Annotated in this window: 22 protein-coding genes; 20 read left to right on the forward strand and 2 right to left on the reverse strand. The window is 59.5% G+C overall.

From position 1 onward, the window contains the following. On the reverse strand, nt 1-1,113 hold the full coding sequence (locus tag BJP07_RS03160) for a polyprenyl synthetase family protein (protein WP_071566038.1): 1,113 nt from the start codon (nt 1,111-1,113) through the stop codon (nt 1-3). Nucleotides 1,114-1,169: 56 nt separating this feature from the next. Next, the gene (locus tag BJP07_RS03165) at nt 1,170-1,742 is read right to left on the reverse strand and encodes a GNAT family N-acetyltransferase (RefSeq protein ID WP_071566039.1); all 573 of its coding nucleotides are present in this window, start codon (nt 1,740-1,742) and stop codon (nt 1,170-1,172) included. Between the two features lie 130 nt (nt 1,743-1,872). Here BJP07_RS03165 and BJP07_RS03170 point away from each other — a divergent pair, with 130 nt between their 5' ends. From BJP07_RS03170 to BJP07_RS03265, 20 genes are all read left to right on the forward strand, one after another. Beyond that, a complete protein-coding gene (locus tag BJP07_RS03170; protein WP_071566040.1) occupies nt 1,873-2,307 on the forward strand; it encodes an SAV_6107 family HEPN domain-containing protein in 435 nt (144 codons plus the stop codon). A gap of 105 nt (nt 2,308-2,412) precedes the next feature. Continuing rightward, nucleotides 2,413-2,808 (forward strand): DUF3040 domain-containing protein, encoded by a 396-nt coding sequence (locus tag BJP07_RS03175; protein ID WP_071566041.1) that lies wholly within the window; start codon nt 2,413-2,415, stop codon nt 2,806-2,808. A gap of 407 nt (nt 2,809-3,215) precedes the next feature. Further along, nucleotides 3,216-3,650: a division/cell wall cluster transcriptional repressor MraZ gene (gene mraZ / locus BJP07_RS03180; protein WP_070362207.1), complete on the forward strand. Its 435-nt coding sequence runs from the start codon at nt 3,216-3,218 to the stop codon at nt 3,648-3,650. 194 nt (nt 3,651-3,844) lie between these two features. After that, entirely contained in the window at nt 3,845-4,858 is a 1,014-nt protein-coding gene (rsmH, locus tag BJP07_RS03185) for a 16S rRNA (cytosine(1402)-N(4))-methyltransferase RsmH (RefSeq protein WP_071566042.1), read from the forward strand. Between the two features lie 14 nt (nt 4,859-4,872). Beyond that, nucleotides 4,873-5,580: a hypothetical protein gene (locus tag BJP07_RS03190; protein ID WP_071566043.1), complete on the forward strand. Its 708-nt coding sequence runs from the start codon at nt 4,873-4,875 to the stop codon at nt 5,578-5,580. 63 nt (nt 5,581-5,643) lie between these two features. Continuing rightward, the gene (locus tag BJP07_RS03195; protein ID WP_143109651.1) at nt 5,644-7,581 is read left to right on the forward strand and encodes a penicillin-binding protein 2; all 1,938 of its coding nucleotides are present in this window, start codon (nt 5,644-5,646) and stop codon (nt 7,579-7,581) included. A 21-nt stretch (nt 7,582-7,602) separates the two neighbouring features. Then, nucleotides 7,603-9,120, forward strand: coding sequence for a UDP-N-acetylmuramoyl-L-alanyl-D-glutamate--2,6-diaminopimelate ligase (locus BJP07_RS03200; RefSeq protein ID WP_071566361.1), 1,518 nt, complete (start codon nt 7,603-7,605; stop codon nt 9,118-9,120). A gap of 9 nt (nt 9,121-9,129) precedes the next feature. Next, nucleotides 9,130-10,665 carry a UDP-N-acetylmuramoyl-tripeptide--D-alanyl-D-alanine ligase gene (gene murF / locus BJP07_RS03205; protein WP_071566044.1) on the forward strand — a complete coding sequence of 512 codons (1,536 nt, stop codon included), beginning with the start codon at nt 9,130-9,132 and terminating at the stop codon, nt 10,663-10,665. A gap of 9 nt (nt 10,666-10,674) precedes the next feature. After that, on the forward strand, nt 10,675-11,784 hold the full coding sequence (mraY, locus tag BJP07_RS03210) for a phospho-N-acetylmuramoyl-pentapeptide-transferase (protein ID WP_071566045.1): 1,110 nt from the start codon (nt 10,675-10,677) through the stop codon (nt 11,782-11,784). Further along, on the forward strand, nt 11,781-13,196 hold the full coding sequence (murD, locus tag BJP07_RS03215) for a UDP-N-acetylmuramoyl-L-alanine--D-glutamate ligase (RefSeq protein WP_071566046.1): 1,416 nt from the start codon (nt 11,781-11,783) through the stop codon (nt 13,194-13,196). Before mraY ends, murD begins: the two co-directional genes overlap by 4 nt. A 43-nt stretch (nt 13,197-13,239) precedes the next feature. Then, nucleotides 13,240-14,736: an FtsW/RodA/SpoVE family cell cycle protein gene (locus BJP07_RS03220; protein ID WP_071566047.1), complete on the forward strand. Its 1,497-nt coding sequence runs from the start codon at nt 13,240-13,242 to the stop codon at nt 14,734-14,736. A gap of 33 nt (nt 14,737-14,769) precedes the next feature. After that, the gene (murG, locus tag BJP07_RS03225) at nt 14,770-15,849 is read left to right on the forward strand and encodes an undecaprenyldiphospho-muramoylpentapeptide beta-N-acetylglucosaminyltransferase (RefSeq protein WP_071566048.1); all 1,080 of its coding nucleotides are present in this window, start codon (nt 14,770-14,772) and stop codon (nt 15,847-15,849) included. 7 nt (nt 15,850-15,856) lie between these two features. Further along, complete coding sequence (gene murC / locus BJP07_RS03230; protein WP_071566049.1) at nt 15,857-17,344, forward strand: UDP-N-acetylmuramate--L-alanine ligase; 1,488 nt, start codon at nt 15,857-15,859, stop codon at nt 17,342-17,344. Nucleotide 17,345: 1 nt separating this feature from the next. Then, a complete protein-coding gene (locus BJP07_RS03235) occupies nt 17,346-18,080 on the forward strand; it encodes a cell division protein FtsQ/DivIB (protein WP_177222509.1) in 735 nt (244 codons plus the stop codon). Between the two features lie 154 nt (nt 18,081-18,234). Continuing rightward, nucleotides 18,235-19,452 carry a cell division protein FtsZ gene (gene ftsZ, locus BJP07_RS03240; protein WP_071566050.1) on the forward strand — a complete coding sequence of 406 codons (1,218 nt, stop codon included), beginning with the start codon at nt 18,235-18,237 and terminating at the stop codon, nt 19,450-19,452. 9 nt (nt 19,453-19,461) lie between these two features. After that, complete coding sequence (gene pgeF, locus BJP07_RS03245; RefSeq protein WP_071566051.1) at nt 19,462-20,202, forward strand: peptidoglycan editing factor PgeF; 741 nt, start codon at nt 19,462-19,464, stop codon at nt 20,200-20,202. Further along, nucleotides 20,203-20,916: a YggS family pyridoxal phosphate-dependent enzyme gene (locus tag BJP07_RS03250; protein ID WP_071566052.1), complete on the forward strand. Its 714-nt coding sequence runs from the start codon at nt 20,203-20,205 to the stop codon at nt 20,914-20,916. Between the two features lie 70 nt (nt 20,917-20,986). Next, nucleotides 20,987-21,475: a cell division protein SepF gene (locus tag BJP07_RS03255; RefSeq protein WP_071566053.1), complete on the forward strand. Its 489-nt coding sequence runs from the start codon at nt 20,987-20,989 to the stop codon at nt 21,473-21,475. 50 nt (nt 21,476-21,525) lie between these two features. Next, the gene (locus BJP07_RS03260; protein WP_071566054.1) at nt 21,526-21,819 is read left to right on the forward strand and encodes a YggT family protein; all 294 of its coding nucleotides are present in this window, start codon (nt 21,526-21,528) and stop codon (nt 21,817-21,819) included. Nucleotides 21,820-22,087: 268 nt separating this feature from the next. Then, nucleotides 22,088-23,092 carry a DivIVA domain-containing protein gene (locus BJP07_RS03265; RefSeq protein ID WP_071566055.1) on the forward strand — a complete coding sequence of 335 codons (1,005 nt, stop codon included), beginning with the start codon at nt 22,088-22,090 and terminating at the stop codon, nt 23,090-23,092. Nucleotides 23,093-23,430 lie beyond the last annotated feature (338 nt).

Here is a 23,430-nt window from a genome sequence, read left to right on the forward strand (position 1 = left end):
CTACATACGCCTAGCCGTGGCTTTGACCGCCAGGTCACGCATGAACTCCGCGACAGCGGTATCGATGCCTGCGTCGGCAAGGTGCTTAAGGCCAGACTCGGTGAGGCGATCAATGCGTGCCTCTACTGCTTCAACGGCGCCGCTTTCTTGGATCAGGCCCGCAAGTTCGGAAAGCTCCTCCGGTGATGTTGCGACGCCAATACCGTCGCGCAGACGTTGCGCTGCGGCTGGATCCGTGGCGTCCAAGTTGGCCAGCGCCGTGGCAAACAAGACAGTGCGTTTGCCTTCGCGAATGTCGTCGCCAGCTGGCTTACCGGTCACCTCTGGTTCGCCGAAGACCCCAAGGATGTCATCGCGAAGCTGGTACGCGATGCCTATATCGCGCCCGTAACCGCGGAACGCGGAGATCGTTTCTTCTGGGGCGCCTGCAATAGCAGCCCCGAGGTGGAGTGGCCGTTCGATTGTATACGCAGCAGTCTTGTACCGGTTGACCTTGTCGGCAAGCTCGACAGACTCACTGCCCTTGGCCTCAAGCATAATGTCAAGCAGCTGACCACCGATCACCTCAGTGCGCATCCCGACCCACGGCTTCGCTGCGCGGGCCAGCGCATCATCTGAGAGCCCAGAATAGCGCCACATGTCTTCCGCCCACACCAACGCGAGGTCGCCAATCAAGATAGCAGAGTGCTCGCCGAAGGAAGCAGCGTCGCCACGATACCCTTCGCTGCGATGGGTTGCCTCGACTGCACGGTGCACTGTTGGGCTGCCACGGCGGGTGTCGGAGGCGTCGATAATATCGTCGTGGATGAGTGCACATGCCTGAATAAATTCGAGCGAGCTCACCGCACGCAACACAGCCTCGGGGGCTTCCTGGCTGTTTTCAAGCCCGCCGGCTCCGATGAAGCCAGCCCAGCCATACAGAGGTCGAATTCGCTTACCCCCGCCGAGGACAAACTTGCGCAGGTAGGACACCGCGTCTTCAACCGGGGCACCGATTTCTGCGACCACGGAATCCTGGTTGTCGAAGAACGCGCGAAGCTGCTCCTCAACAAGTGCGGGGATGGCCTCGAGCGATGACCCTTGTGAGGATACTTCAGACACGTTGTGCTCCATTTCAGAATCTCTCCTAGACGTATGTGCCTAGAGACTACCGAGTTACCACGACAAAACTACCTCATTGAGGAGGTCTCCAGGGGCAGCGATCGCCCCAAAATGGCGAATGGTCGAGGATCGGCGGGGTACAGGTAGTCACGTGCGACGTCGAAGAATCCAAACTTGCGGTAGAGCTTGAATGCGCCGTTGTCCTCGTGCTCGATCTCTGGGGTAGACAGGAGAGCGAACTTTGCTGGGGCAAGGTGTATGAGCTCACGGAGCAGCGTCGCACCAATGCCTCTCCCTTGATAGTTAGGGAGTACATGGATCTCTGCGACCTCAAAGTAGCTTTCCAGCATCGCTTGCTCGCTTTTCGACGGCCCCCCTTGCATCGCAAGCGCCCGCCTGAGCTGCTGGTCCCACCAGCGTTCGCGTTGTCCCAGCATGCCGTATGCAATACCAACCAGCACGTCATCAGCAACCGCAGTGATTGCTGTGAATCCTGGTGAGAGTGCTTCCTGTCGCCAGGAGGCGATGCGTGCCGCTCGCACGTTGGCTGGGTAGTTCATCGCTTCTATATAGAGGTCGACGAGCTGCGGTGTCGCAAGGAGATACTCGGCCGTTGTGAGTCGACGGATTTCGGTCTTCATGGCTTTTATCGAACCACGGGTGATGGAAGTTTCGCCAGATTCGAACAAACGATCTAATTTACGGAAGTTGTGTCGGACTCGTTTTCTATATTCAGGACAAACGCACACAGTAATAAAGGAGAAAAGCAACATGAACAGCGTCATTTCTTCGACGACGAATGAGGTCTATGGTGCACGGGTCCGGCAGTCGAGGCGTGACCAGTTTTTTGAGACGGCAGATACGTGTCTGACTTTTGCTTATGGACGATTTGAGGAGGGGGCATACGACGAGGCGATGGAGTATGCCTACCGTGCGGCGTTGCGGACTGCTGGCGCGGTATGTGCTGATAGTCCTGTGATTCAGAAGAGGAAGCGGCTACCAACCAGTGCATGGAAGAAGCTTGCGCTCACCGGGAAGGGGGGAGAGCGGTGGGCGACCGTATTTGAAGCTTTTTCGCGCGAGCGGGGGCGGGTTGCCTCTAGGATCGAGCACATGCCTCCGGCTGCTCGGGTTTCGCAGCTGCTCGAGCAGGCTGAACGGTTCTACTGTGAGTCGTTGCCTGCTGGGAGTGGTGCTGCCGCGTAGCCCGCGGAATATTTCTCCTTGGCTCCTGGGGCTCCTGGGAACAAAGGCGCTAGGATGGCCGTTGTATGGTTAGCAACGTCCGCTTTGGAGCTTGGGAGTAGAGCAGTGTCACTTTCTGAACAGGAGCAGCAAGCACTCCGTGCAATTGAACAGTCACTCTTGGCAGATGACCCATCATTTGTGCAAAGCGTTGGCCGAAATGCCGACTATGCGGGCCCATCGGGCACTGGCCGGATCACGATGCGCAGCGTTGCGCTGATGGTGTTGGGGGTAGTGCTGCTGCTTGGAGGTGTCGCACTCGCTTCGTGGTCTATCTGGACTGTTGTTATCAGTATTGTCGGATTTGGCGTCATGATGGCAGGTGGGCTCATGGCATTGCGCACCCCGTCACATGGTCCATCGGTGTCGAATATGCGTAACGTCTCCCGCGCACAACACAAGTCCCCTCGGGTGAGCTCGATGGAGCAGAACTTTAAGCGAAGGTTCGAAGATCGCCCTTAGTAGGAAGAACTGCCACGCCCCCTTTTTGCGGAAAGGGGGCGTTTTTGTTGCCCGTAGATTGGGCTCCCCACTTTCACCCACTTCCCCCACTTTCGCCCACCTGGCGGCTTGATGTGGCTGTCTAGTGGGCATCTTTATGTTTAAATCGCCTACTTGAGTGGGGGAAGTGTCTGTTGTGACGCAGGGGGAGGGGAGCGTCCCCCACTAGATTATTACCCTCTGACCTGGTGTTATCTGGGGCGCAATATTCTTTTTCGTGTTTGGTGTGGCATTTGTGGGGCGTCGTGGGTTAAAGTGGGGCGTAGCGGAGGGCGCGATGGTGTGCTGACTACACACCGTTGTCGCACGAAGCGGAGAAAACTACATACATCACGTGTCTGAAGGCGTAGAGGAAGGTGGGTCGCCCGATGTTTCTGGGAACCTACACTCCCAAGCTTGACGACAAGGGGCGCTTGACGCTGCCCGCAAAGTTCCGAGAGGACCTTGCGGACGGGCTGATGGTGACCAAGGGGCAAGACCACTCCTTAGCGGTCTACCCTCGTGCGGAGTTCGCGGCGCGAGCCAAAAAGGCTGCTGCGGCATCTCGTACGAACCCTAAAGCACGTGCGTTCATTCGTAATCTGGCTGCCAGTGCGGATGAGCAAACACTTGATGGTTCTGGTCGCATCACGTTGTCGGCGTCGCACCGTGAGTACGCAAACCTTTCCAAGGAGTGCGTAGTGATCGGTTCTGTAGATTTTCTCGAGATCTGGGATGCGCAATCCTGGGCTCAGTACCAAGAAGAGACTGAAGCTGCCTTCTCGGCGGCGGATGACGACGACATACTCTCCGGTCTGCTGTAAGGCTGACTACCTCACAGTGGGCATCGACTACTGACGGAGAGCGTGTACGGACTCTATCCCGGGCGTGAAGCGTTCTGGTGTACTTCCCCGACATCAGAGCAGCCGCCCGGGGTAGGGCTCTATACGCTCCCCAAACATGGGTGCATGGGTGTAGGTATTTTCAGAACAACGCAGTGAAGGGAGTGTGCCCGACGATGGTAGAAGCCGCGATGGACTTTGATCCGGTGGCGAACCGTGGCCACGTTCCCGTAATGCGCAACCGCATGGCGGAATTGCTCGCGCCCGCGGTGGAGAAGTTCGGCGATGACGCAGTAATTGTCGACGGCACCCTCGGCGCCGGCGGACATACTGAATACTTCCTCTCTACTTTCCCGAACGCGCACGTCATCGGAATCGACCGTGATCCACATGCTTTAGCAGCGGCAACGGAGCGACTGACTCCGTTCGGAGACCGATTCGTTCCAGTGCAAGCTCGCTTTGACGCAATTGGTGAAGTTGCCGCGTCTGACGAGCGAGCGCCATTCGATATTGTTCGTGAGCACGGCGTTGCTGGAGCGCTATTTGATCTTGGTGTGTCTTCGATGCAGCTGGATCAGGAAGAGCGCGGTTTCGCGTACAAGACTGATGCGCCGCTAGATATGCGGATGGATACAACGCAATCGCTGACGGCAGCTGATGTGCTGAACACGTACTCGCACGGTGACTTGGCACGCATTCTGAAGACGTATGGTGACGAACGCTTCGCGGGCAAGATTGCCCGAGCGATCCTTCAACAACGCGAGCGGGAACCGTTTACGACGAGTGCTCGGCTGGTGGAACTGCTCTACGACACAATCCCAGCAGCCACCCGCAGGTCCGGCGGACATCCGGCGAAGCGCACTTTCCAGGCACTGCGAATCGAGGTAAACCGTGAGCTCGAAGCGGTCGAGCGAGTGCTGCCCGTCATTACCGACCTTTTGGGTGTAGGGGGTCGGGCAGTCTTTATGAGTTACCAATCGCTCGAGGACAAAATCGTCAAGGCGGCATTTCGGGACCTCACGGCGTCCAAAACCCCGCCAGGACTCCCGATGGACCTTCCTGGTACGCAGCCGCTGTTCCGTTCCATCACGAGTGGGGCGGAGAAGGCGTCGAAAACTGAAATTGAACATAACCCTAGAGCGGCGTCCGTACGGGTACGTGGTGTCGAAAAACTAGCACAAAGCAACTAAGGAACTGAGCAATCATGGCAGCACGAGAGTACAGCGGATCGAACATGACGCTGACGCGCGGTGATCAGGCGCGCCCTCAAACGCGGCGTTCCGGCCAGCAGCGTAGTGCTAATACTCGGTTGCTCAACCCTGGCGTTCGGCCGCATGTTCCGCACTCGCGTGCGCATGGCCGACTGGGCTCGAAGCAGGTTGTGTCCTACAGGGGGCGACGTATTGCGCAGCCGGCTGTCGTCAAGAAGCAGCTGTCGTTGACGTTCACAGTGACGGTTGTGTTGCTCATCATTGGTGTTGTGGCGGCGATGGGGTTGAGTGCGCTTTCGACGACGCAGACGTTTACTATTCAGCGGCTGCAGTCGCAGGAGCGTGAACTGACCAACCGTGTTGAGTCGCTAACACGAGATCTTGAGGACCGGAGGTCGTCCGCTGAAATCGCACAGCGTGCTGGTGACGCTGGGCTGTTAGTTCCCTCTGCCCCGGGGATTGTCGCGGTGCATGGGGACGGCAGCGTGCATGAACAGCGTCCGTTTGATCCGAACGAGACGGTTGGCGTGGTGGACGTCAACGAGTCTCACGCGCGATCGGGCCGCGCGTCGAGTGACCAGCACGCTACTCGTGAAATCGGTGACTCGCTGACTCAGCTTCCGGGAAACAATGTGCTTGGTAGCGCTTCACGGTTGGACAACGTAGCGCCGTATGCGCCGAATGTCCCACCCACGCTCTAAACTCTAAGGACACGAATCGTTTCTAACCCGTTGAAAATAGTTGAGTGAGGTGAATACAGGGCAGTGGTCGAATCGCCTCAAGCACCAAAGACACGTCGAAGTGTGCTGCATCAGCGTTCCCAATGGGCAGTAATTCTGTTCCTTGTCATCAGCGTCTTCCTGGTCGGCAGGCTGTTTCTTGTGCAGGTGGTGTGGGGGCCACAGCTGCGGGAACAAGCACAGTCCCAGCGCGCCCGGATTTACACAGACCCTGCACGGCGGGGTGAGATTGTGGACCGCGAAGGCAATCATCTGGCGTACACAATGCAGGCGCGATCGCTGACCGTGTCGCCGGTGACGCTCCGCAAGGAGCTCACTGAGCAAGTGTTGCTCGCCGAGAACGTCCGAGACCTTGACGACGACGCGACGCGCGCAATGGTTGACGCCCGCGTCGAAGACATCCTGCGCACGATGGCTAACGAGATCCCCGTCATGATTGGCGAGGCGATGGGCGAAGAGGACGTTGAGAAGCGAGATGCTGATGACATGCGCAGCGTGGGCAAGGTCGATGCGCGAGATATCCTTGAGAAGTTGCACGCGGATACGAACTACGAAGTGCTTGTTCGAAATGTTGACCCGGATGTGGCGTCGAAAATCGCCGCCGAATTCCACGGTGTGGCCTCTGACCATCAGGACATTCGTCAGTACCCAAATGGTGCGATTGCTGAAAACATCCTTGGCAAAGTCTCGATGGACGGGCAAGGGCAATTTGGGCTTGAAGCGTCGAGCGACGCAGTACTGACCGGCATCAATGGGCGTAAAACGGAGGATGTGTCGAACGACGGCCAGTCCATCCCAGGCACGTTACGCGATGTGGTACCTGCGGTTGATGGCGCGAAGATCACCTTGACGATCGACCTCGACCTGCAGTCGTTTGTCCAGCAGACTTTGGAGAATGCGAAGCGGAATTCGCTGGCCAAAGACGCTGAGGCGGTGGTGCTCGATGCGCGTAGCGGTGAGGTCCTCGCGATGGCGAATACTTCGACCATTGACCCCAACGGGGACATCGAGCGACAGCTGCGAGAGGGCAAAGACTTCAGTAACAACGCGATTTCACACCCGTTTGAGCCTGGCTCCGTTGCGAAGATTATCGCGGCCACCGCAGCAATCGAAGAAAAAGTGACTACGCCGGACGAAGTGCACCAGGTACCTGGTTCCATCGACATGGCTGGCATTACTGTCCGCGATGCGTGGGAGCATGGCGTGATGCCGTACACCACGGCGGGTATCTTCGGAAAGTCCTCGAACGTCGGTACCCTCCAAATTGCGCAAAAGCTTGGGGAGGAACGCTACTGGGATTACCTGCAGCGCTTCGGAATCGGAAACACAACCGGCATTGAGCTGCCCAACGAATCCGCCGGTCTCCTGCCTGTGCTGGAGCAGTGGTCCGGAGGAACGTTCGCGAACCTCCCAATCGGGCAAGGTATGAGCTGGACGGCACTCCAGATGGCGAGCGTCTACCAAACCCTCGCTAACGGTGGTGAGCGGATCACGCCGCGCATCATTCGTAGCATCGAAAGCGCCGAAGGCACGTCCCTGGAGCAGCCCGCACCGGAGCGGCACCGTGTGGTCTCGGAGGCGACAGCCCGCACCGTTGTGGATATGTTCCGCTCCACCTTCCAGAACGACCCGGCCGGAATCAACAGTGGCACTGCGCAGAACAGCCAATTGCCTGGGTACCAGTTGTCCGGTAAGACAGGCACCGCGCAGAAGGTCAACCCGGATACGGGCGCATACTCGCAGAACCAATTCTGGATCACATTTGCAGGTATCGCGCCGGCGGATGACCCGCGTTTTGTCGTCGCTGTGATGCTTGACGAACCGCAGCGGGGTCCGAAAGAGGGCGGCGCGGGTGGCCAGTCGGCGGGGCCGGTGTTTACAGAGATTGCGAGCTGGTTGATTAACAGGGAGAATCTGCCACCAAGCCCGGAAGCAGACCAGTATGTTTTGCAAGCCCAGTAGGGAAGTTTCAGAATGAATGACATGATGCAGACAACACCGAACGCGCCAACGCTGGAAGCGCTCACAGCGCTGTCTGGCGGGACGCTGCACAACGCTCCGGCAGAGCCGCTGACCATTGAAGAAGTTGCACTTGACTCGTCGAAGATCGCGCCGGGGGGACTGTTCGCAGCCTTGCCAGGCACTCGCGTGCATGGAGCAACCTTTGCCAAGCAGTGTCCGGCCGGTGCGATTTTTACAGATCGTGCGGGTGCAGAGATTCTTGAGTCACAAGGCGAGCAACGGCCCGTGTTGGTTGTTGAAGATGTACGCGCGGTGCTTGGTGATGTCTCTGCGGAGGTCTATGGGCATCCTTCTGAGCAGATGACGCTACTGGGAGTCACCGGCACGTCCGGGAAGACCACTGTGACGTACATGCTGGAAAAGGGCCTTGAGGCAGCAGGCGCGAAGGTTGGGCTGATCGGCACGACTGGTACAAAGATTCTCGGGGAGCCCGTTCCCACGTCTTTGACCACTCCGGAAGCGCCGACGCTTCAGGCGCTGTTTCGTCGGATGCTCGAGGCTGGGGTGACGCATGTGGTGATGGAGGTTTCCTCCCACGCGCTGATGCTTGGTCGCGTGAGCGGCACGTCTTTCGATGTTGCTGGGTTCACGAATTTAAGCCAGGACCACCTTGATTTCCACCACTCGATGGAGGAGTACTTCGAGGCGAAGGCTCTCTTCTTCGACCCAAGTTCTCGTAGTGCTGCGAAGCGTGCAGTGGTGTGCGTTGATGATGCGTGGGGTGAGCGCATGGCGGAGCGTGCGCACGAGCCGGTTCGAGTAGGCACTCAAGGGCAGCAGGGGCTCGATGTCAGCGCGAAGCAGCTGTCGGTAGACAAGACCGGTGCGCAGGAGATTTCCTTATCGACGCCCTCTTCGACCCACACGCTGCGTTTGCAGATGCCGGGTGCGTTTAACGTCGCAAACGCAGCATTGGCTACGGCGATGGCCTACACAGCCGGAGTAGATGTGGATGCTTTTATTGGGGGTCTTGCGCAGGCGCAGGTTCCGGGGCGCATGGAGCGTATCGACTGCGGGCAGCCGTTTGTGGCTGTCGTGGATTATGCACATAAGCCAGCGGCGATCGCTGCAGTGCTGGATACGCTACGCGAGCAGGTGACCGGTAGGGTTGGCGTGGCTGTTGGCGCTGGTGGAGACAGGGATACGTCGAAACGCGTCATCATGGGCCGTGAATCTGCGCAGCGTGCGGACTTTGTGGTGGTGACCGATGACAACCCTCGTACAGAAGAGCCGGCTGCTATTCGTGCGGAGGTACTGCGTGGTGCGCGAGAGTTTACAGACGCACCGCATCACCCGGAGATCCGTGAAATCGGGGACCGCGCTGCCGCGATTGACGCGCTGGTGCAGTGGGCCCAACCAGGCGATGCGATCATCGTTGTAGGCAAGGGGCACGAGGTCGGCCAGATTGTTGGTTCCACTACGCATCATTTCGATGACCGGGAAGAGATGCGACGTGCCCTAGAGACCTTCGCGAGGTAGTAGAAGAAAATGATTGAGTGTTCGTTGGGCGAGATCGCCGAGATCGTTGGAGGAAAGCTGTCGAAAGAGGCGGACTCCGACGCAAAAGTGACAGGCGGTGTCGAGTTCGACTCCCGAAAGGTGTCTGCAGGGGATCTCTTCCTCGCGCTGAAGGGTGCGCGGGTAGATGGGCACGACTTCGTCGACACTGCCCTGGAGCGAGGTGCTGTTGCGGGGTTGACCACGCGCGAAGTAGGTGCTCCCGCGGTGATCGTTCCATGCGCCGAGGTTCAACCGGATGACAACTCTGATTTGGCCGCGAGCGACCCTACAGGTAGCGCGCTCGGTGTGGTTGCCGGGCTTTCGAAGCTTGCGGCGCGCGTAGCACGTCGCCTGGTCCAGGAGCAAGGTCTTAGGATTGTGGGCGTCACCGGCTCGGCGGGGAAGACCTCGACGAAGGACCTGATCGCCGCGGTACTGCGTCAGGCAGGCGAGACTGTTGCACCTCCGGGATCCTTTAACAACGAGATTGGGCACCCGTACACGGTGCTGCGTTGCACCACGGAGACAGCGTTTTTGGTCGCCGAGATGTCGGCGCGCGGCATTGGACACATCGCGCATCTGGCAACGATTGCTCCGCCATCGACGGGCGTAGTACTCAACGTTGGTTCTGCACACCTTGGGGAGTTCGGCTCACGCGAGGCCATTGCGCAAGCGAAAGGTGAGTTGGTGGAAGCGCTCCCGGATGCTGCGCACGGTGGCATCGCGGTGCTGAACGCCGATGACCCATACGTCGCGGCAATGCGTTCCCGGACCACCGCGAAGGTATGGGTGTTTTCTGCGGCGGGCTCGCCGGAGGCGGACTTCTACGCAACCGACGTCACCCTGGATGAGGTAGCACGAGCGTCGTTTGTGCTGCACACTCCCGATGGCGATGCACACCGGGTGCACCTCGGTGTGCACGGCGCTCACCAGGTCGGCAACGCGCTCGCTGCGGCGGCAGTCGGGTTCGGCGCAGGTATGCAGCCCGAGACGATTGCAGCTGCATTGAGCAATGCCAGGACCGTGTCGGTGAACCGGATGCATGTGCGCACCCGCGAGGACGGGATGACAGTTATTGATGATGCGTACAACGCGAATCCCGAATCGATGCGTGCCGGTATTGCTGCGCTGGCGTCCACGGCGGCGGCTCGTCCGGGGACACGCTCGATCGCGGTACTTGGTGAGATGGGGGAGCTCGGCGAGGAATCCTCGGCGGCACACGCAGAGCTCGCCGTGGAGCTAGCGAATCACGACATCACTGATCTGGTCGCAGTGGGCAACAGCGACGCGATGGAGGCGCTTGCGCGAGCTGCAAGCGAGCAGGGCGTCGCTACGCAGCGTGTTGCCGACGCCGTGGATGCAGGCGACCTTGTTCAAGCAATGCTCGAGGAGTCCTCGGGCCCCGCTGTGGTGCTGGTCAAGGCGTCGAATGCCCAAAAGTTGTGGGTGGTGGCTGAACGTTTATTGTGTGCCCGTACGCTTGACAGTCAAAGTAAGTCAACGAAAGAGAATGAAGCAAGGTAGCAGTCTCACATGATTCAAGTAATTGTCGCAGGAGTGATCAGCTTCCTCGTTTCCATTTTTGTTACCCCTTTGTTGATCCGGTATTTTCACCGTCGCGAGATAGGTCAGGAAATCCGTGAGGATGGACCGCAGTCGCACGCGCGGAAGCGTGGTACCCCGACGATGGGAGGCATCGCGATCCTGCTCGCTATCACGCTGGGCTACCTCGCAAGCTCGATTGTGGCGTTGGCCACCAATCACGCGGCGTTTACCGCGAGTGGCGTTATCGTACTGGGCTTGACGCTGTCGCTTGGTCTCGTCGGGCTTGCCGACGACGGCATCAAACTTTTCATGAAGCGCAATCTTGGACTCAACAAGACCGCGAAACTTGTTTCCCAGTTCGCAATCGCCATCGTCTTTGGCCTGCTGATTACGCGTTTCCCCGACGAAAACGGGTTGACGCCGGGCTCCACTCTGCTGAGCTTTGTCCGCGATATCGAAACGATTGATATCGCTGTCGGTGGCGGTGTCCTCGGCGCGATTCTCTTCCTGATCTTTATCTATATTTTGCTGGCTGCCTGGTCAAACGCGGTCAACCTCACCGACGGGCTTGATGGACTGGCTGCGGGTACAACCGCGCTGGTGATGGCGGCTTACACGATGATCACATTCTGGCAGTTCCGGAACTCGTGTGAAGCCGCACTTGCTGCGGGTTGCTACAGCGTCCGCGACGCGCTCGACTTGGCGGTGCTCGCTGCAGCAGGCTTCGGTGCTTGCGTTGGCTTCTTGTGGTGGAATGCATCACCAGCCAAGATCTTCATGGGGGATACAGGCTCGCTGGCGCTCGGTGGCCTTGTGGCAGGCCTGTCGGTTGCTTCTAAGACTGAGCTTTTGATGATCATCATCGGCGCGCTGTTCGTACTCGAAGCGGCCTCGGTGGTCATCCAGGTGGCCTCGTTCAAATCCACCGGCAAGCGTGTATTTCGTATGGCGCCGTTCCACCACCACTTTGAGCAAGGCGGCTGGGCAGAGACCACCGTGGTTGTGCGTTTCTGGCTTATTGCTGCGATGGCGGTCGCACTCGGCACCGCTATTTTCTACGGTGAGTGGCTCACACAGAACGGAGTGACACTGTCATGATTGACTCGAGCGTGATTCCCGGCGAGATTTCCAAAGGCGTGTTGTTAGCAGGCGCGGGTGTCTCGGGCCGAGGCGTGCTTGCCATGTTGGCTCAGATTGGTGTTGAGTGCATTGTCGCGGACGACAGTGACGCCAACCGTGAGTTCGCTGAGAGCACATGGGGCGTGACGGCCATCGATACGCAGCAGGCTCATGAGTACTTCGACAAGGTCGGGGTAGTGGTGACGTCTCCAGGGTGGAGACCAGACACACCATTGCTTATTGACGCCACCAAAGCACAGCTTGACGTCATTGGCGATGTAGAGCTGTGCTACCGGCTCGACCGCGCGGGAGTGTTCGGGCAACCGCGCGAGTGGCTGGTGGTGACGGGGACAAACGGGAAGACGACGACAACCGGCATGCTGGCAGCCATGATGCAGGCTGCATCCGCGCGCACGGGCAAGCGTGCGTTGGCGTGTGGAAACATCGGAACAGCGGTGGCGGACGCTGTATCGGATACTGACCGTGTTGACGTGTTGGTGGCCGAGCTGTCGAGCTTCCAGCTGCATTGGTCGAGCCAGCTGGTGCCGGATGCGGCAGTGTTGCTGAACCTCGCCGACGACCATATCGACTGGCACGGCTCGTTCCAGGCCTACGCGGACGCGAAAGCGAAGGTACTTCACGCGCCGGATGCCGTAGTTGGTATTGACGATGAACACGTCCGGACGCTCGTTACGCAGCGTGCCGACAAGAAGTTCTTCGGCTTTACATTGGGCGAACCCCGCGAGGGCGAAGTCGGCGTCATTAATGGCACACTCGTTGCACGGCGTGACGGGGCGCTGCTCGAGCTGGCTGCCACAGACGGTATTGAGCCTGCTGGTGCCGCCGGAGTACTGGATGCGGGTGCTGCAGCGTCGGTCGCGTTGTTGCGTGGCGTGACGCCCGAAGAGATTCGAGAAGCACTTGCGCACTTCCACGTTGCGGGCCATCGCGGTGCTGTGGTGCATGGAGCGAACGGTGTGCGGTGGATCGATAATTCGAAGGCGACGAACCCACACGCGGCTGATTCGGCGTTAACAGGCGCAGGCACAGTCGTGTGGGTGGCTGGTGGTCAGCTGAAAGGCGCTGCGATTGACGAGGTCGTCGAAAAGCATGTGGGACACATGCGTGCCGTTGCACTGCTCGGCGTCGACCGCATGGAGATTTATGACGCCGTGAAACGTTTGGCGCCGGAGCTTCCAATCTTTGTGACTGATTCCACGGACCCGGACGCGGCGATGGACGCTGTGGTCCGCTTTGCCGGTGAGCAGGCAAAGCCTGGCGATAGTGTGGTGCTGGCGCCTGCAGCGGCGAGCCTCGATATGTATCCGGGGATGTCCGCGCGCGGGGATGCGTTTCGTGCAGCCGCCGAGCGACACTTTTCACTACAGTAACTTGAGACACAGTAGCGTTCGTAGCGAAGGGTAAAGAGGTGCCATGAAGCGAAATCGTCGACAGCAGCAGCCGGCGCGCGCGCCGAAAACCGGCACCCGTGACGTGCCCCAAAGTGCACTAGGTCGAGCACACACGTCGTTTATTGCGGCGCTCGAACAGCGCCCCCTTATCGACTACACGGTGATTCGGACCGTGGTATTGGTGCTCGCTGCGCTCGGCGTCGTTATGGTGATGAGCTCCTCGATGGCCTCATCGTTCGCTGCTTCGAGCAGCGTGTGGTCCACCGCACTTCGCCAGTCCATGATGGTGCTGGCGGGCCTCGTGCTGTTTTGGGTGTCGCTGATGATTCCGCCCGAACGCATCCGCAAGTTCGCAACGCCACTGTTTTTATTCGCAGTGCTCCTGTTGGTACTGGTGCTGTTTATTGGTACCGGACGTGAGGAAGTCGGCTCGCAGTCGTGGCTCATGCTCGGATCATTGACGATGCAGCCATCAGAGTTCGCACGCGTTGCCATCGCGATTTGGGGAGCATCGTTGCTCTCGAAGAAGCAACCACCTGCGGGCGCGCCTACGTGGCAGTCACCAACCGTCCAGTTCCTGCTTGGTTCGGGCGTATGCATCCTGCTCATCGCGAAGCAGGGCGATGCTGGCATGACGATGTCGTTTGCGGCCATCGTCATTTTCGTGCTGTGGTTTGCGGGCTTCCCGCTGAAAGCGATTGGCGTCCTCTGCGCAATCAGTGGCGCTGCAGTTATAGCACTGTTTCTGCTCGGCGGCTTCCGCTCACAGCGCTTCCACGTCTACTTCGAAGCACTGTTTGGAAACTTCAGCGATACACGTGGCGCGGCGTTCCAGTCCCATCAAGGCTTTCTTTCTCTGGCTGACGGCTCCATTTTCGGAGTCGGCCTTGGACAGTCCCGCGCAAAGTGGTTCTACCTGCCAGAGGCGCGAAACGACTTCATATTTGCCGTCATCGGCGAGGAGCTCGGTATGTGGGGCGGCGCGATGGTCATCGCCCTGTTCGCGGCCCTTGGTTATTTCGGTCTGCGGACTGCACAGCGAGCGCAGACGACGTTCCAGGGGCTCGCTGCAGCGTCGCTGACAGCGGGTGTGGTTTCGCAGGCGTTCATCAACATCGGTTATGTCGTCGGCTTGGTACCCGTCACCGGTATTCAGCTGCCGATGCTGTCCGCAGGTGGTACCTCGGCCGTAATTACGCTGTGGTCAATGGGCATGCTGGCGTCCATTGCCAGGCATGAGCCCGATGCGGTTTCTGCCATGCAGAACTACGGGCGTCCCCGCTTCGACAGAATGCTGTTTCTCCCAGAGCCGAAGGCTGCCGCGCAGCTGCGTCGGGCCCGGACGGTACGCGCGCAGGGGCAGCCTCCCCGGGCACAGAGCTATGGGAGCTATGGGGTGCCCGTTACACACCGGGCAGCTGCAGAGAACCGCACGCACCGTCACACCCCTCGGCCTTCGAGGAACGTAACACAGCGCCGAGAACGACCGAACCAAGCAGAGCGACGCCGGTACCGTTAGGTGGTCGTCGACAAGGAAAGGACGGGATCCCTCATGGACAACACCCAGCACACTGTCGTGCTCGCAGGCGGTGGTACCGCCGGACATATTGAGCCGGCACTCGCAGTAGGGGAAGTGCTTCGCGAGCAGCACGGCGCAAACGTGATCGCGCTCGGCACCGAGCGCGGCCTGGAAACCACAATCGTGCCTGCGCGTGGGTTTGAGCTTGCGCTGATTGACCCCGTCCCGATCCCGCGCAAGAAACCATGGAAGCTGCTCGGCGTACCGTTGAAACTTGCGCGCTCCGTGCAGCAGACACGGAAAGTGATGAAGGACGCGAAAGCCGAGGCCGTGTTCGGCACCGGTGGATACGTGTCAGCATCCGCGTATCTCGCGGCGGCGTCATTGCGGATTCCTTTCTTCGTCCTGGAGACCAACGCATTGGCGGGGATGGCGAACAAGCTTGGCGTCAAGCTCGGTGGCGTAGGGCTCAATGCCGTGGCGAACTCGGGGATGCCGGGTGATGTCGTGGGGATTCCGGTTCGGCCTGGGGTGGGCGTCGATAAGGACGGTGCAAAAGCACAGCGCGGATACAAGATGTGGAACCTCGACCCCGAAAAACCCGTGGCCCTCATCACCGGTGGGTCGCAGGGCGCAGTGAGCATCAACCGTGCTGTTGCAGGAGCCATTGAAGATATCACCTCGCACGGCTACCAGGTGTTGCACGCGTACGGCAGAAAGAACGATGCGCCGAAACCACACGAAGGCTACACGGCGGTGCCCTACATCGATGACATGGAGGCGGCGTACGCGGTGGCGGACATGGTCGTGTGCCGTTCAGGGGCCATGACTGTCGCCGAAAACTCGGCTGCGGGTCTGCCGGCTGTCTACATCCCGCTGCCGCACGGCAACGGGGAACAGGGACTCAACTCTGCGCACCTCGTGGCCACTGGTGCCGCGTTGCGTATCGACGACGCCGAGCTCACCCCCGCCACACTCGCCCGCAGTGTGCACGAGATCTTGGGCCAGCCCGCACAATCACAGCGCATGCGCGAGGCCCTTGAGCATTCTGGTGCGGGTAGTGTGGCAGAAGATCTCGCCGCACAGATCATTGCGACTATCACGAAGGAGTAACCCCGTCATGTCTTCCGAACACCCCACCGCGCCTGGTTCTGTGGACCTCTCCCGCGTACATCTGGTCGGCATTGGTGGCGCTGGCATGAGCGGCGTTGCCCATATTTTGCTCGACCGAGGGGCAGTAGTGACTGGGTCCGACGTGAAGGACTCCCGCCCGGTCCGTGCGCTGCGTTCGCAGGGCGCTCACGTCGCAGTGGGGCACGACGCCGCCAACCTTGAGTTGACTGGCCAGCTGCCGACCGTCGTGGTGACCAGCTTCGCCGCGATCCCGCAGGACAACCCGGAACTTGTTCGCGCGAAGACGGAGGGCATTCCTGTGATTCGCCGCTCTGACCTACTCGGCGAGCTCATGGAGGGCTATACCCAGCTGCTGCTGGCAGGCACTCACGGCAAGACATCGACTACGTCGATGACCGTGGTTGCGTTACAGACTGCGGGTGAGGACCCGTCGTTTGCGATCGGCGGCCAGCTGAATAAGGCTGGCACCAACGCGCACCACGGGGCCGGCGACATCTTCGTGGCTGAGGCCGATGAGTCCGATGCGTCGTTGCTGCGGTACAAGCCGAACATTGCCGTGATCACCAATATCGAGCCCGACCACCTGGATTACTTCGGAACGCACGAAGCTTACTTCAAGGTGTTCGACGACTTCGCTGACCGCGTGCAACCAGGAGGCTTCCTCGTTGTCTGCTTAGATGACGAACACGCTGCCGCGTGCGGCGAGCGAGCCCTGCAGCGCGGCGTCAACGTCGTGGGCTACGGCACGGAGGAGGCTGCTGCGGCGCACCCGGACATCCCGGCGGGGGCCGTGGTTGTTGAAGAGTACATCGATGGCTCCTACGTCGACGTCCGCGCCCGCCTGAATACCGGCGGTGAAACCACCGATTACACCTATCGACTTTCGATCCCTGGGCGCCACATGGTGCTCAACTCCCTGGCTGCGCTGCTCTCTTCGACGCTGGCGGGCGCAGATCCAGAGAAGATCGCTGCAGGTCTCAGTGGGTTTTCTGGGGTTCGCCGCCGCTTCGAGTTCAAAGGCGCTGTAGAGGAAGGGCCGTTTGCGGGAACCCGCGTGTACGACGATTACGCGCACCACCCAACAGAGGTCACTGCTGTGTTGACGGCTGCACGCGAGAAGGTCGAATCTGAGGGCAAGGGTGCGCGCGTTGTTGTGTGCTTCCAGCCGCACTTGTATTCGCGGACGCAGAACTTTGCACAAGAGTTTGCCGACGCCCTCTCGCTCGCGGACGTGGTCATGGTGCTGGATATCTTCGGTGCCCGCGAAGCCCCGGTTGAAGGTGTGACCAGCAGGCTTATCACCGACAAGATGGATAGCTCTGTTCCGGCTGTGCTGGAGCCGAACTTCCTGGCGGTCCCAGTGACCTTGGCATCAATTGTTCGTCCTGGGGACGTCATCCTGACGATGGGCGCAGGGTCGGTGACAATGCTCGCAGATGAGATTCTCGCGCAACTACGACAAACGGAGGCGTAGCGTGACTGAACAAGAAGCCGTTGAGCCTGAGCACCTCGACGAGTTCGGGGATGAAGCTTCGGAAACGCGCGGTAAGAGTAAGCGTAAGCGTCGCTTCGCCATCGTAGGTGGGGTCGTCGCTGGTCTTGTGGTGTTCGGGATCGGGCTACCGTTTACGCCGCTAATGCCCGTCAAGGGTGTGGTCGTGGACGGCAACAGTGTGCTTACGCCTGAGGCCGTGCAGGCCCAGTCGGATATTGAGCTGGGCACGCCGATGGGCCTGGTCAAGGTGCGGCGAGCTGCTGAAAATATCGTGCAGGACCCTTGGGTGGACGTCGTTACGGTGCACCGCGACTGGCCGAGCACTGTGCGCGTCGACCTGAAAGAACGAGTCGCCGTCGCGTACTTACAGCAGCCCGATGGCGCGCACTTGATCGATACCGAGGGCAAGGACTTCCTTATCGCGGAGCCTCCCGTTGGGGCGATGGAGCTTGTAGGCGTCGACGTTGAGAACAAGGACCAGATGAGGGATGCTGTGGCGGTTGCGGCATCGCTAAGCAGTGGCGCGCGTGCGCAGGTAGCAGCCTTGGAGTCGAAGGGGCGTTACTCGTTTGTGTTGCGACTGCACGACAACCGCAGGGTGGTGTGGGGTGCTGCTGAAGATAACGCTAACAAGTCGTTGGCGTTTGAAACCGTGCTGCAACGGGAGGGTGCCGAGTTCAATATTTCGAATCCGGAGCTCATCACTGCGCGGTAACGCAGCAAAACCCCAGGTCAAAACCCTAAAGTAAAGGTTTAGGGTCGAGACACGCCGAGGGAAACAATAAATTTTTTCGTGTTTTCGCCCATGATGGGATGCGTTACCGAAATTGTTGAAGTTCTAAGAAGTTTTGAAAGGCGAGACACTACCCATGACCTCTCCCGCAAACTACCTCGCCATGATCCGCGTCGTCGGTGTCGGTGGCGGTGGCGTTAACGCTGTCAACCGCATGATCGAAGAGGGCCTGAAAGGTGTGGAGTTCGTTGCGATCAACACGGACTCGCAGGCACTGCTCTTCACTGATGCAGACACGAAGCTCGACATTGGGCGTGAGGCGACTCGCGGACTTGGCGCCGGCGCGAACCCGGAGGTTGGCCGGACCTCAGCTGAGGACCACAAGCAGGAAATCGAAGAATCCCTCAAGGGCTCGGATATGGTCTTCGTGACCGCTGGCGAGGGTGGCGGCACTGGCACCGGCGCCGCACCTGTCGTCGCTGGGATTGCGAAGAAGATGGGCGCGCTGACCATTGGCGTTGTGACCCGTCCATTTACGTTCGAGGGCAAGCGCCGTACCCGTCAGGCGCTTGAAGGTATCGCAAACCTGAAGGAAGTGTGCGATACCGTCATTGTCATTCCGAACGACCGCCTCCTGCAGCTGGGGGATTCGGACCTGTCCATGATGGACGCGTTCCGTGCGGCAGATGAGGTCCTTTACAATGGTGTTCAGGGCATTACGAACCTCATCACCATCCCGGGCATGATCAACCTTGACTTTGCTGACGTGCGCTCGGTCATGGCTGACGCTGGTTCCGCCCTCATGGGTGTCGGCTCCTCGCGCGGTGAGAATCGCGTGATGAACGCAATGGAGCAGGCTATCAACTCGCCTCTGCTGGAGACCACCATGGAGGGGGCAAATGGTGTGCTCATTTCCATTGCCGGTGGCTCTGATCTTGGCCTGAACGAGACCAGTGCTGCGGCCTCCATCGTGCAGGAAAAGGCCGACGATGACGCGAACATCATTTTCGGTACGATCTTCGACGACAATCTCGGGGACGAGGTGCGCGTCACGATCATCGCGACGGGCTTTGATGAGAAGGCCAATGCCCGCCCTGACGCGCAGCAGCCGGTAGACGCCTCCGCAGCGCCAGCGGATGAAGCTTCCGCGCCGTCTCCTTCTCGCGGCTCGCTGTTTGAAGATCGCGCCGCGGAGCAGGAGCGTCAGGATTCGCATCAGCCACGCCACCGTTTCGAGCCGCACCGCTCGGGTCTCTTCACGGGCAGCGACTCTGAGCCATCCTACGAGCGCCGTGGGCGCGAGGACCGTGGCAGCGACGATTTCGACGTCGATGTCCCTGATTTCTTGCGTTAGTCTGGGAGCATGACTGACTCTCTTCTCGACGTAGCACAGCGCCCCGTCCGCATGGTTTTTACGAGCCGTGCGGGCGGGGCGTCGTCGTCCCCATATGATTCGTTTAACCTGGCGTTCCATGTTGGGGATGACCCGGAGGCTGTGCGGGCGAACCGTGCGCGGCTGGCGTCACTGCTTGGGGTTGATGAGGGACGCTTCGTCTGGATGGAGCAGCTCCACACCCCAACGGTGACAGTCGTGGACGGACCGCAGCCCGATCCGATCGAGGCTACTGACGCTATCGTGACGACGACTCCGAACCTCGCACTGTGTGTACTCGTCGCAGACTGCACGCCGGTATTGCTGGCCGACTCTGTTGCCGGCGTGGTTGCAGCTGTACATGCTGGGCGCCTTGGGGCGCGCAACGGCATCGTGCGAAAGACCGTGGAGAAGATGTGCGAGCTAGGCGCCAAGCCCTCACAGATACAGGCACTGCTTGGCCCGGCGGCGGCTGGTGCGTCCTACGAAGTGCCAGCAGAGATGGCGGCGGACGTGGAACGCAAGCTGCCGGGATCTAGGACAACCACGCAGGCTGGAACGACAGGGCTTGACATTCGTGCTGGTATTCGACGCCAGCTCAGCGAGTTGGGCGTGCAACGCATCGATGTTGACCCGCGCGACACAATCGCGGATGAAGACTTCTTTTCGTATCGGAGAGAATCGACTACTGGGCGCCAAGCCGGCGTCATTTGGCTAACTGGAGTGAAATAAATGAGCACAACTGACATTGCGAACAATTTGGTGAAGGTGCAAGAACGGATTCGTGCAGCGGAGCAAGCCGCAGGCCGCGAGCCGGGAAGCGTGGCGTTGCTTCCGGTGACGAAGTTTCACCCCTGTTCCTCGATCGAGGTACTCGCTTCGGAGGGGATTCGACTGGTGGGCGAGAATCGGGAGCAGGAAGCTAGCAGCAAAGTGGCAACCCTCAAGGAACATGGCGTTGACTGCGGCATCGCGATGATCGGCCAGATCCAATCGAAGAAGGCGAACGCCGTGGCACGGTGGGCGAGTGAGGTGCATTCGCTTGACTCGCTGAAGCTAGCGAAAGGCCTTGAACGGGGAATGGCGCTCGCGCTGGAGCGCGGGGACCGCACTTCCGATGTGCTCCCATGTCTCGTGCAGGTGTCGGCTGACGGTGACGAGAGCCGCGGCGGCATTGCGGTGGGTAATCTGGCGGAGTTGATTGCATCGCTTGAGGAGGCCGAACATCTTCGGTTCGATGGCTTCATGGTTGTCCCTCCGTTGGACGCTGATGCGAGCGCGGTGTTTGAGCAGGTCCGCGAACTTCGCGACACTTACGCAACGCAGCTTGAGCGCGCATTGCGCTTCTCCGCAGGGATGTCGGCGGATTTTGAAGAAGCGATTGCACATGGCTCAGATGTGGTGCGTGTCGGAACGGCTGTCATGGGTCCGAGACCCGTAGGCTGAAGCCCTAATCTGGAATTACACACAAGTAATTTCTGCCCGTCAGCACAGGCAATATACGAGGAGCACCTAGATGTCTTTTTTCGGCAGCGCGAAAGAATTTTTCGGTCTTGGCCCGTTCAACGAAGATGACCCATACTTCGACGAAGTGCAGTACGACGAGCGCGAGAATCGCCGCGAAGACACGGCAAGGCCGTCGCGGACATCTGAGTATGGCGGTGAAGAGCGTTACCGCTCCTCGGCCACGCGCGACTTCGCCGAGCGGGCACCGAAGTCCTACACTCCGCAGGTTGTGTCCACCGCTCCTCGTAACTACAACGACGCGAAGGATATCGGTGAGCCATTCCGTGACGGCGACGCTGTAATTATGGAGCTGACTGATCTCGACGCCCACGATGCGAAGCGTATTGTCGACTTCGCAGCAGGTCTGTGCTTCGCGCTGCGCGGCAATATGTACAACCTGAGCCGGGGGATTGAGACCCGCCGCCGCGTATTCGCGATCGTTCCAGAGAACGCGCGTCTGACTGAGGTTGAGCTGCAACACACGGCGCGTCTTCGCTAATCGACTCCCAGCTCTGCCAAACATTGCGAAGAACAGGTAGTGTGTGACGCGTGTCTTTACTAGGAGCAATTCTTTACGCCGCGCTTGGGCTGTACTCACTGATCGTGGTTATCAGGATCATTGTTGAGATGGTGCAATCCTTCTCGAAGCAGTTCGACCCGCCGAGTTGGTTTATGGTCATTGCGGAAGGGATGTTCGTGCTTACGGACCCGCCTGTGAAGTTCTTCCGCAAACTTATTCCGCCGATGAGAATGAGCGGAGGAGTTGGGATCGACGTCAGCGTCATTGTGCTCTTCGTGGCGATCATGTTGCTTCAGATGCTGGTTCGGGTCACGATGCTGTAGCGTCTTGTATTCGGAGGCACCTACGTAGGTAGGTGCCTTTTGTTGATTTTCCCGTAATTTCCACCAGGTTTGGGAGGAAATATTGGGCATCAGAGGCCGAAAAGGGGTATAACTGGCGGTGATACCTAGTGCGTGTGAACCTATGCGTTACTATGGATCGATAAAAGAATGACGAACTATTAGATTTTAGGGTTCGCTTCCCGTAGCGTGGGAGGCAATCTGTGTCCGTGATGGTGCGGGCACAATATCGACATCGAAGGGAACGCCAATGCCGCTGACACCAGCAGACGTGCACAATGTCGCTTTCAGCAAACCACCAATTGGTAAGCGGGGCTACAACGAGGACGAGGTTGACCAGTTCCTGGACCTCGTGGAAGACACGCTCGCGCAACTGCAAGATGAGAACGATGACCTTCGCGCCCGTGTCGAAGAACTCGGTGCTGGCGGATCTGCTGCTCCGGTTGCCCCGGCAGCCGCATCCAGCGATGTCGACGAAGCTGAGATTGCACAGCGCGTCGAGAAGAAGCTTCGCGCGGAGTACGAGCAGAAGCTTCGCGCTGCGCAGGACGCAAAGGTAGCGGCTGAGAAGGACGCTCAGGCCGCGAAGCAGGAAGCTGCGAAGGCTCGTCAGGAAGCTGAGCAGGCTGCAAAGCAGGCACCGAAGGCTGCTGCGCCACAGCAGGCCGCGGCTGTTGACCAGAACGCCGCTTCCGCAGATACGCACATGCAGGCAGCCAAGGTGTTGGGTCTCGCGCAGGAGATGGCTGATCGCCTCACCAATGATGCGCAGGCAGAGGCTCGTTCGATGCTCGACGAAGCCCGCGGTTCCGCTGAGCGTCAGCTCGCTGACGCAGAGGCACGCTCGAAGAAGCAGCTGTCTGAGGCTGAGACCCACTCCCGTGAGCAGATCGAGGCCGCTGAGCGTAAGGCTGCAGAGACGAAGCAGTCGGCAGAGGCGCGTGCTCAGCAGCTCGTTGCAGACGCTGAGAAGAAAGCTGAGGAGACCACCAACGAGGCCAACTCCCGCGCTGAGGCTCAGATTCGTCAGGCTGAGGAGCAGGCAACCAAGCTGCGCACTGAGGCTGAGCGTAAGCACACCGAGATCATGAACACGGTGAAGCAGCAGCAGACGGCTCTCGAGAATCGCATTGCTGAGCTGCGCACTTTTGAGCGTGAGTACCGTACGCGTCTGCGCACGCTGCTCGAGTCGCAGCTGGAGGAGCTGGAGACTCGCGGTTCGTCCGCTCCGAGTGGCGACGCAGGCAATAAGTAGTTTCTTTCGGACTCAACCACCATTCACCCCGGTGAATGGTGGTTGTTGCCATTTCAGGCAGCCCTAAGGCTAGAATAAGACGTGCTGCTCACCCCGCCTGAGGTGGGGAGGGAGCACGTGATGATCCGTCCATCAACGGGGAGCGTTTCCGGAAGAACGGCTGCAGAGCTATACGGCTCCGTTGCTTACTAGAACCGGACGTAATTAGGAAGCGTTATTTCTTTTTCACCGCAAATGAAGCGGAAGTTCGCCTTTTGGCGGGCTTCAAGCAGGGTGGTACCGCGTGGCGTCGTTCGCTGCGTCCCTGTGGTTTTGACAGCATTGTGTGTGAAGGAGAG

It is taken from the genome of Corynebacterium sp. NML130628 (assembly GCF_001875665.1).
Taxonomy (GTDB): Bacteria; Actinomycetota; Actinomycetes; order Mycobacteriales; family Mycobacteriaceae; genus Corynebacterium.